Origin of the sequence: Nocardia sichangensis (genome assembly GCF_047200615.1) — a bacterium.
Taxonomy (GTDB): domain Bacteria; phylum Actinomycetota; class Actinomycetes; order Mycobacteriales; family Mycobacteriaceae; genus Nocardia; species Nocardia sichangensis.
The window spans coordinates 1-2,542 of record NZ_JBJZOK010000085.1 but is presented as its reverse complement, the minus strand read 5'-3'; the positions used below and the strand labels follow the sequence as shown (position 1 = coordinate 2,542).

1 protein-coding gene is annotated in these 2,542 nt (G+C 64.5%); it reads right to left on the bottom strand.

The window, feature by feature from the left end; all coding sequences use genetic code 11:
* Positions 1 to 76: 76 nt before the first annotated feature.
* Complete coding sequence (ltrA, locus tag ACL03I_RS39145) at positions 77 to 1,864, bottom strand: group II intron reverse transcriptase/maturase (protein ID WP_412808618.1); 1,788 nt, start codon at positions 1,862 to 1,864, stop codon at positions 77 to 79.
* Between the last annotated feature and the right edge of the window lie 678 nt (positions 1,865 to 2,542).

Genomic DNA, 2,542 nt, shown 5'->3' with positions numbered 1-2,542 from the left:
TGTCGGGTAGCCCCGGCACATTACTGCGCCGAGGCCCCCTCAGAACCGGACATGCGCCTCGTCGACGCATCACGGCTCAAGCAAGCCCAGATGGCTTGCGGGCTTGCAGAATTACCGGACCTCCAGCCCGGTCGGCAGACCGCCGACGACGGCAGGAGGCGTGGACGAAACGGATGGCCGTGCCCGACGTTCCGTCTCCGCGAGCGATGGTGAGGCTGTGCCTCACCATCGCGGTGCGGGTCACCTTCGCCCAGCGTTCCCACTCGTGCGGGTTCTGGGGTTGATGGTCGGCGCGCAGCAGGAAGTTCCCGCAGAGCGGGCAGCGTCCGGCCTGTAGTTTGAGCATCCGCAGGGTGAACGCGCCCAATAGCGGTGGCGCCCCTTTGCGTCGCCGTTCGGACCAGTACTCGGTCAAGGACGGATCGTCCGGAGACGATGTGCCCGCGACCATCTGGTGTCGGACGATCTTCGTCCAGGCGAACTTGGGCAGATGAGCGCCGGTGTCCCGGTCACCGAAGACCCACCGGTCCTGCCTGGACTGGTTGAACCGGCCGAAATACCGGGTGACGATCCAGTGCTTCGACTTGTTCTGATGGCCGTGCTTGGCCCACTTGTAGGTGAGCTTCCACATGTAGTCATCCAGCGCGGTGAATGCCCTGCTGGACACCACTGTTCGGTAATAGGCCGACCAGCCCCGCACGATCGGGTCGATCTTGTGCAACACCGCACTGACGTTGGCCCCGCGCAGAGCCCTCATCTCGGTGCGCAGCCGTTCCCGAATCCGTTTCATAGCAGCAGAACTCGGCTTGATCAGCAGCTTGCCGTCGTAACGGCGGACATTGAACCCCAGGAAATCGAAACCGGTGTCTTCGACGTGGACGATGCGCGTCTTGTCCTCGTTGAACACCAGCCCCCGGGGCTCCAGCCAGGCGGCGAGCCGCGCTTTGACCTGCTCGGCCTGTTCACGCGAATGACACAGGGCCACAAGGTCATCGGCATATCTGACCAGCGCCGGGGAGCCTTCCGCCGACTCGGCGGCGTGCGTGCCGAGCTTGCGGTAACGGACTCCCGCTGCTGCTTCCATCCCGTGCAGGGCCACGTTCAGCAGCAAAGGACTCACGACCCCGCCTTGGGGCGTGCCCTCCTCGGTCGAGGCGAACCGACCACGATCGAGTACCCCCGCCTTCAACCAGCCTGCGATCAATCCCCGGGCGGGGAACGTGGCCAGTTGAGCGAGCAGATGGCTGTGATCGATGCGGTCGAACGCCGCTTTCAGGTCCGCATCCAACACCCACACGCGTTGCGGATTCTTACCTTTCAACGTGAGGTAGATGGCCGAGATTGCGTCCTGACAACCACGGCCCGGCCGGAAGCCATACGACTTCGGCTCGAACCGTGCCTCCCACTCGGGCTCCAGCGCGTTGACCACCCGCGCCTGAAGCACCCGGTCAGCGATCACCGGGATGCCGAGCGGGCGCTGCTTCCCGCCTGCCTTCGGGATGAACACCCGCTTGACCGCCCGAGGAGTCCACGACGACGAGCAGTACTGCGCCCAGTCGGCCAGTCCGGCCTTGTCCTGTGCCAACAGCACCACCCGACCATCAACCCCGGGCGTCTTGCGACCCGCATTGATCTCTGTCACCCGCCGCACGCTCAGCAGCGTGTTCGCCCGGGATCGGAGCATCAACTTCTGCAGATTGCGGACCTTCTTGAGGTCGCCCGCCCGCGTCGCCGTGAAGATCCTCTGCCTCAAACGCCGTACTTCGCCCTCGACGGCTCGCCAGTCGATCGACCGCCAATCGAGAAAGTCGTCTTCAGGTCCGTTCACCATGATGTCCTCGACCGCCGCGGCTGTCTCTGCCATGGTGTCCAACTTGTCCTTCGGTTCCGGTGTCGTTGTCGTCGTCTCTTCACAGGCTCACCTGGCCCACGTCAGCACCCTTTCGGGTCCGGGCATCGCCCGTATCCGGCCGGTTATACGAGACCCTCGGCGGAGAAGCCGAGCACGATGTCTCGTTTTCCCGCTGCCTTTCGGCCGCCGGCATTGGCTTCTTGGGCCATCCTGCGCCCGCTGGAGAATCGGGCCTTCCTCACGGTCGGCTTGCCGACGACGTAAACGTCGCCGGACTCCAACGGGGTTGTCACGTTCCACACGAGTGAGATACGGCCGGGTCGGGTGCCCCCTATACCCCGAGGACGGCGGTGTTCTCCCGACCGGCTTGGAGTCTTCCGGTCGGCGCCTGCGCTTTCCAGCGACCAGTCCTTGCCCCCGCTGCAGCAACCCATCTGCGGGGTTTCCGATGACGAGGCATCATCAGGGGTTCACGGTTGTTCACCCTGTCGGCCTTCCCCGTGACTTGTGGCTCCCGGATGGAACGGGAGCCCTCGAGCCTTCCGACCTGAGCTTCACACCCCGCCGTTACCAGCGACGCATGTCAGGCCCGGGGACAGATCCACGAACACTGATCCGTAACTACACCTTCGGCATCCGCCGACCTCCTTCAGTGAAGCTCACTCAACTCGTGCGACCTCGTGTCGCACC

What these genes read in the sequence shown, in the direction of transcription:
- ltrA (WP_412808618.1), bottom strand. Translation starts at nt 1,864, where the DNA reads ATGGCAGAGACAGCCGCGGCGGTCGAGGACATCATGGTGAACGGACCT.